The sequence below is a fragment of the uncultured Oscillibacter sp. genome (genome assembly GCF_900544955.1).
GTDB lineage: Bacteria > Bacillota > Clostridia > Oscillospirales > Oscillospiraceae > Oscillibacter.
In genome coordinates this window covers 1-6336 of sequence record NZ_UQXD01000068.1, presented here as the reverse complement: position 1 = coordinate 6336, position 6336 = coordinate 1, and the positions used below count along the sequence as shown (strand labels likewise).

At 68.2% G+C, this 6336-nt stretch carries 6 protein-coding genes and 1 pseudogene; 2 read left to right on the top strand and 5 right to left on the bottom strand.

The window, feature by feature from the left end:
- A pseudogene (locus QZS21_RS11365) lies at nt 1-241 on the top strand (stage II sporulation protein E); the annotation flags it as partial.
- Nucleotides 242-308: 67 nt separating this feature from the next.
- The gene (locus QZS21_RS11360; RefSeq protein ID WP_295583473.1) at nt 309-581 is read left to right on the top strand and encodes a hypothetical protein; all 273 of its coding nucleotides are present in this window, start codon (nt 309-311) and stop codon (nt 579-581) included.
- A gap of 295 nt (nt 582-876) precedes the next feature.
- Here QZS21_RS11360 and ribF read toward each other — a convergent pair whose 3' ends face one another.
- The 5 genes from ribF to infB all read right to left on the bottom strand — a co-directional run.
- Entirely contained in the window at nt 877-1785 is a 909-nt protein-coding gene (gene ribF / locus QZS21_RS11355; RefSeq protein ID WP_295583470.1) for a riboflavin biosynthesis protein RibF, read from the bottom strand.
- Nucleotides 1786-1789: 4 nt separating this feature from the next.
- Nucleotides 1790-2656, bottom strand: a complete 867-nt coding sequence (truB, locus tag QZS21_RS11350; protein WP_295583468.1) for a tRNA pseudouridine(55) synthase TruB — start codon at nt 2654-2656, stop codon at nt 1790-1792.
- A gap of 40 nt (nt 2657-2696) precedes the next feature.
- Nucleotides 2697-3653: a bifunctional oligoribonuclease/PAP phosphatase NrnA gene (locus QZS21_RS11345; RefSeq protein ID WP_295583466.1), complete on the bottom strand. Its 957-nt coding sequence runs from the start codon at nt 3651-3653 to the stop codon at nt 2697-2699.
- Nucleotides 3647-4039 (bottom strand): 30S ribosome-binding factor RbfA, encoded by a 393-nt coding sequence (gene rbfA, locus QZS21_RS11340; protein ID WP_295583464.1) that lies wholly within the window; start codon nt 4037-4039, stop codon nt 3647-3649. The genes QZS21_RS11345 and rbfA overlap by 7 nt, the downstream gene beginning before the upstream one ends.
- A gap of 277 nt (nt 4040-4316) precedes the next feature.
- Nucleotides 4317-6336 (bottom strand): translation initiation factor IF-2 (infB, locus tag QZS21_RS11335; RefSeq protein WP_295583462.1); only part of this gene is annotated, 2020 nt, incomplete at its 5' end.

Genomic DNA, 6336 nt, shown 5'->3' with positions numbered 1-6336 from the left:
GGCCCCGGACGTCACCCGGGCGGCCCTGGACCCCGGCGGCTTTGCGGTGATGATCTCCGACGGCGTGGCGGACCCGGCCCGGGACGAGTGGCTCCAGGACCTGCTGGCGGGCTGGGAGGGGGAGGACCCCCAGGAGCTGGCGGGGCTGATTCTGGCGGAGAGCATCCGCCGGGAGCACCTGGGGGACGACTGCGGCGTGCAGGTCCTCTACCGGGCGCCGGAGGAGGCAAAAATGGTGTGAGGGCGGTATAAATTTTCCACCACTGCGGCAAAATGGAAGCATCCAACAAACAGGAGGCGCTAAGCGGATGGTGAAAGGTATTTCCAGAAGAGTGGTCGTGGTGGATTCCCCGGACCAGCGGTTTTTTGAGCAGGCCATCTTCATCGTGCGGAACGATGCCGCCGGGGAGGGCGTCACCGCCCGGGACCTGGTGGAGGAGGCCCGCCGGGTGGCCCGGAACTACGCCGTGGGGGACCACGGCCGGTTCAGCCGGGCATGGCGGGAGCTGAGCCCCGCGGTGTACACCATGATGGGAGCCGCCGGCATCGGCCTGGTATGGCTGACGGTGGCCCTGGTATAGCGGCGAAGCGGAGGGGGACCGCGGTCCCCCTCCGCCCGGAAACTGGAGAAGTCCCCCGGCCACCGGCCGGGGGACTTCCGCCTATCGAAAAAGCCTTGCAGAGGATTGCCGCCGGAGCGGCGGACGACAAGGAGCACCTGTGCCGCCGCGGCGTGTACGCGGCGGCACACCCTTTCGGCCTGCAAGTGTGCGAACGTGCGCCTTTGGCGCACCGGGACGCAGGGTTCTCGAAAACATGCCGCAGCCACATGCCCGGCAGCCGCAAGCCCCCCGGCCACTGGCCGGGGGGCTTGTCTCACAGGGGGGTGTCCTGGAAGTAGCGGCGGGTGCTCTCCGCGTCGGCGGCGATCTGGGCCTTCAGGGCATCCAGGGAGTCGAAGCGGACCTCGTCCCGGAGGTGGCGGAAGAACTCCAGCCGCAGCGTCTGGCCGTACAGGTCCTCCTGGAAGTCCAGCAGGCAGGCCTCCACGGTGACGTCGGTGCCGTTGTTCACAGTGGGGCGGGTGCCCACGTTGGTGACGGCGGCGTAGGACGCGCCGTCCGCCAGGGTGGCCCGGGTGACATACACCCCGTGGCTGGGCACCAGCACGTGGGGGGGAATCCGGAGGTTGGCGGTGGGGAAGAGGCGGGAGGAGCCGATGCCCCGGCCGTGGCGGACGGTGCCCGTCAGGACGTGGGGGTGGCCCAGGAAGCGGTTGGCCCGCTCCACCTGCCCCAGCTCCACCAGGCGGCGGATGTAGGTGGAGCTGATGGTGATGCCGCCCAGCTCCACCTGGGGGATGATGTCGCAGCCCAGGCCCAGCTCCCGGCACTTCTCCGCCAGCAGCTCCGGGGAGCCCTGGTTTTTGTGGCCGAAGTGGTGGTCGTGGCCCGCCACCAGGTGGACGGCGTGATACCGGCCCACCAGAATCTCCGTGACGAAATCCTGCCAGGAGGTGGTCATCATCTCCTGGTCGAAGGGGACCATGATGACCTCCTTGATGCCGTACAGGCGGCGCACCAGGTCCCGCCGGTCCTCCGGGGAGTTGATGAGGGGGCAGGGGACGCCGGTGACCACCTCCTTGGGCGGGCGGTCAAAGGTGAAGACCGCCGGGGTGACGCCCCGGGCGGCGGCCTCCTCCGCGGTTCGCCGCAGCAGGGCGGCGTGGCCCAGGTGGACCCCGTCAAAGAAGCCCAGGGCGATGACTTTTTCCTTCATGGACATACTGTTACGCTCCAAAGAAATTCTTGATGGATGTGAGGGTGCCGCCCTGGGCCCGGGACAGGCACAAAAAGGTCCCGTCCCGGCCGTAGACGCGGTAGAGGCCGTCGGCCAGATCCGGCGCCTGGATGGGGTTTCCGCAGCGGACCCGCTTTTCCTGCCGCTCCGCGGAGAGGGTCAGGCGGGGGTGGGATTGAAAGAGGCTGTCGGCCGGGCGGAGCAGCTCCGCCCCCCGGTCCTGCACGTCCTGGAGGGTGACGGCCTGATCCAGGGTGAACCCCGCCGCCATGGTGCGGCGGAGGCTGTACAGCGTGCCGCCGCAGCCCAGCGCCTGGCCCATGTCGTGGCAGAGGGTGCGGATGTAGGTGCCCTTGGAGCACACGCAGCGGAAGCGGTAGTCCGTCCCGCTCTCCTGCTCCAGCAGCTCCAGCTCGTAGATGGTGACGGGCCGGGGGGGACGGGCCACCTCCTGGCCCCGCCGGGCCAGCTCGTAGAGCTTCCGACCCTGGATTTTGACGGCGGAGTACATGGGGGGCACCTGCTGGATATCGCCCAGGAAGCGGGCCATGACGGCCTCCAGCTGGGCGGGGGAGACCGCCGCCGGGCGGGTCTCCAGAATCTCCCCGGTGATGTCCTGGGTGTTGGTCACCTGGCCCAGCCGCAATCCCGCCACGTACTCCTTCCGGCCGTTTTCCGCAAATTCCACGGCCCGGGTGGCCTGGCCCACAAACACCGGCAGCACGCCGGTGGCCATGGGGTCCAGGGTGCCGCCGTGGCCCACCCGCTTCTCCCGCAGGATGCCCCGCACCTTGGCGCACACATCCATACTGGTCCAGCCGGCGGGCTTGTCAATGATTACAATTCCATTGGGCATGAGCGTGGCTCCTTGTCTCAGTTTCGGAGGGGGACCGCCCTCAGAGGGCGCAGTCCGGCACCATTTGGCCGATGGCCGCCAGAATTTGGGCCTTGGCCTCCGCCCAGGGGGCCTCGATGGTGCAGCCCGCGGCGGCGGCGTGGCCGCCGCCCCCCAGGAGGGCGCAGACCTCCGTGGCGTTCACCCGCCGCCCGGTGCGCAGGGACAGCTTCCACACGTCGGGCCGCAGCTCCCGCATGGTCACAGCGCAGTCCACGCCCTGGATCTGGCCGCCCAGGGAGGAGAGCTCCTCGGCGTCGCTCTCCGTGGCGTGAAAGCGCTCCATCAACGCGAGGGGGACGGACAGCACCGCCACTCGGTCATGGTCGTAGAACTCGCAGGCGCTGAGCATGGCGCCCTCCAGCTGCATCCGCTTCCGGGTTTTGGTGCGGAAGAACACCTTGTTGACGGTCTTGTAGTCGATGCCGGTGCGGATCAGCGCCGCCGCCACGGCGTGGGTGTAGGCGGTGGTGTTGGCGTAGGAGAAGCAGCCGGTGTCCGTGGACACCGCCACGTAGAGGGGCAGGGCCAAATCCGCCGTCACCGGCCCCAGGGCCGCCAGAATGTCGTAGACCAGCTCGCCGCAGGCCCCCGCCTCCGGCCGGAGGATATTGGCCCGGCCAAAGCGCTCGAAGGAGGGGTGGTGGTCGATGGCCAGGTCCACCCGGTCTGCGTAGGGCCGGGCGTTTTCGGGGAGGAGGGCGGTGGTGGCGATGTCCGTGGAGACCACCGCCTCCGGCCGGAAGTCCGGCGGGGCGATGAAGGGGTTGAAATAGGGGGCGGTGGTGTCCGTCAGGCCCGGGTTCGGCAGCAGGTAGGCCGTCTTGCCCAGGCGGCGCAGGCCGGCGCACAGGGCGGCGGCGCAGCCCACGGTGTCCCCGTCGGGACGGACGTGGGTGAGAAGGAGCACCTGGTCCAGGCCCTGCAGCAGGGCGGCGCTCTCCGATACGCTCAGCATGGGCCCTCCTCCGTTTCGCCGGGACCGCCCCGGGTCTCGTCCTCCCGCTCCACCTGGCGCAGCACCTCCAGAATGTGGGCGCCGTGCTGAATGGAGTCGTCGCCGATGAACTGAAGCTCCGGGGTATAGCGCAGCTGAAGGGTGCGGCCCAGCTCCCGCCGGAGGAATCCGGCGGCGGACTTCAGGCCCTTCAGCACGTCCTTTTCCTGGGACTTGTCCAGCACGCTGACATAGACGCGGGCGTAGCGCAGGTCGCCGGTGGTGTCCACCCGGGTGATGGAGACCATGCCGGTGCCGGACACCCGGGGGTCCTTCAGGCGGCGGAGCTGGTCGCTGAGCTCCCGCTGGATTTCCTCATTGATGCGGCCGATACGATTGCTGGGCATAGAAATACCTCCTTTGGTGGGTCCGCCCCCACGGGGCGGGGAACATCTGCGCACCGGCGCGGGGGAATGCCGCCCTACGGGCAGGGGCGGGGGAAACCGCACTCCCTGCCGGGGACGGGGGGTTCACCGCGCACGGCGCGGGGACGGCGGAATTTCCTTCGTCCCCGCGCTGATGCGCGGATATTCCTCGCCCCGCCCGCGAGCGACATGGATCCCCGCTGGGTCGCACAAAAGCAGCAGGGGCGGCGACTATTTCGCCGCCCCTGTAGTATCTGCATTACTGGGGAATTTCCTCCATGGTAAAGCCCTCGATGATATCGCCTTCCTTGAGGTCGTTGAACTTCTCCACGGTCATGCCGCACTCGTAGTTCTCCGCGACCTCCTTGACGTCGTCCTTAAACCGCTTCAGGGAGGCCAGCTGGCCCTCGTGGATCACGACGCCGTCCCGGACCACCCGCACGGAGCAGGCCCGGACGATCTTGCCGTCCTGGACGTAGCAGCCCGCCACGGTGCCCACGCCGGAGACCTTGTAGGTCAGGCGGACCTCCGCATGGCCCAGCACCACTTCCCGGAACTTGGGGGCCAGCATGCCCTTCATGGCGGCCTCGATCTCGTCGATGCAGTCGTAGATGACGCGGTACATCCGCATATCCACGTTCTGGCGCAACGCGCCGTCCCGGGCGGCGGCATCGGGGCGGACGTTGAAGCCCACGATGATGGCGTTGGAGGAGGCGGCCAGCATGACGTCGGACTCGTTGATGGCGCCCACGCCGCCGTGGATCACCCGCACGTTCACCTCGTCGTTGGAGAGCTTCTCCAGGGAGGCCTTCACGGCCTCCACGCTGCCCTGGACGTCGGCCTTGACGATCAGGGCCAGCTCCTTGCGCTCACCGGCCTGAATCTGGTCGAACAAATTCTCCAGGGAGACCTTCTGGACGGGGCCGGCGGCCTTGGCCTTCTCCTCGGCCTTCCGCTGCTCTACCAGCTCCCGGGCCATGCGCTCGTCGGCCACGGCGAAGAAGGGGCTGCCGGCGGAGGGGGCCTCGGAGAGGCCCGCGATCTCCACAGGGACGGAGGGACCGGCCTCGGCGAGGCGGTTGCCCTTGTAGTCGGTCATGGTGCGCACCCGGCCCACGGCGGTGCCGGCGATGATGATGTCGCCCTGCTTCAGGGTGCCGTTCTGCACCAGCAGCGTGGCCACGGGGCCCCGGCCCTTGTCCAGCCGGGCCTCGATGACGGTGCCCTGGCCGGAGCGGTTGGGGTTGGCCTTCAGCTCCTCCATCTCGGCGGTGAGGATCACCATCTCCAGCAGGTTGTCGATGCCGATGTTCTTCTTGGCGGAGATTTTGCAGCAGATGGTCTCGCCGCCCCAGTCCTCGGGCACCAGGCCGTGTTCCGTCAGCTGCTGCATCACCTTGTCCGGGTTGGCGTTTTCCTTGTCGATCTTGTTGACGGCCACGATGATGGGGATGTTGGCCGCCTTGGCGTGGTTGATGGACTCGATGGTCTGGGGCATGATGCCGTCGTCCGCCGCCACCATCAAAATGGCGATGTCCGTAATCATGGCGCCCCGGGCGCGCATGGAGGTGAAGGCCTCATGGCCCGGCGTGTCCAGGAAGGTGATGGGCTTGCCCTTCACCTGCACCTGATAGGCGCCGATGTGCTGGGTGATGCCGCCGGCCTCGCCGGAGGCCACGGAGGTGTTGCGGATGGTGTCCAGCAGGGAGGTCTTGCCGTGGTCCACGTGGCCCATGACCACCACCACCGGCGCCCGGGGAATCAGGTCCTCCGGCCGGTCCTCGTGGTCGTCGATCAGCCGCTCCTCGATGGTGACCACCACTTCCTTCTCCACCTTGCAGCCCATCTCCTCGGCGATGATGGCGGCGGTTTCGAAGTCGATGATCTGGCTGAGGGAAGCCATGATGCCGTTTTTCATCAGGCACTTGACCACCTCGGCGCCGGTTTTCTTCATGCGGCTGGCCAGCTCGCCCACGCTGATCTCGTCGGGAATCAGCACCTTCAGAGGGGTCTTCTTGGCGATCTCCATCTGCAGGCGGCGCATCTTCTCCGCCTCGTCCTGGCGGCGCTTGTTGGAGAAGGTCATGCCGCCCCGGCGCTGGTTGTTGTTGCGGAATTTCTGCTTGCCCTGCTGCTGAGGCAGGCGGGCCGCCTGCTGGGGCGCCAGGGTCTCCAGCCGCTCGTCGTACTTGGCCAGGTTCACGTCGCCGCCCTTCCGGGTGTCCACGATCTTCTTCTGGGGAACCCGGGTGGCGGGCTGCTGGCCGCCGGCGGGCCGG

What these genes read in the sequence shown, in the direction of transcription:
- truB (WP_295583468.1), bottom strand. Translation starts at nt 2,656, where the DNA reads ATGCCCAATGGAATTGTAATCATTGACAAGCCCGCCGGCTGGACCAGT.
- QZS21_RS11345 (WP_295583466.1), bottom strand. Translation starts at nt 3,653, where the DNA reads ATGCTGAGCGTATCGGAGAGCGCCGCCCTGCTGCAGGGCCTGGACCAG.
- ribF (WP_295583470.1), bottom strand. Translation starts at nt 1,785, where the DNA reads ATGTCCATGAAGGAAAAAGTCATCGCCCTGGGCTTCTTTGACGGGGTC.
- QZS21_RS11360 (WP_295583473.1), top strand. Translation starts at nt 309, where the DNA reads ATGGTGAAAGGTATTTCCAGAAGAGTGGTCGTGGTGGATTCCCCGGAC.
- rbfA (WP_295583464.1), bottom strand. Translation starts at nt 4,039, where the DNA reads ATGCCCAGCAATCGTATCGGCCGCATCAATGAGGAAATCCAGCGGGAG.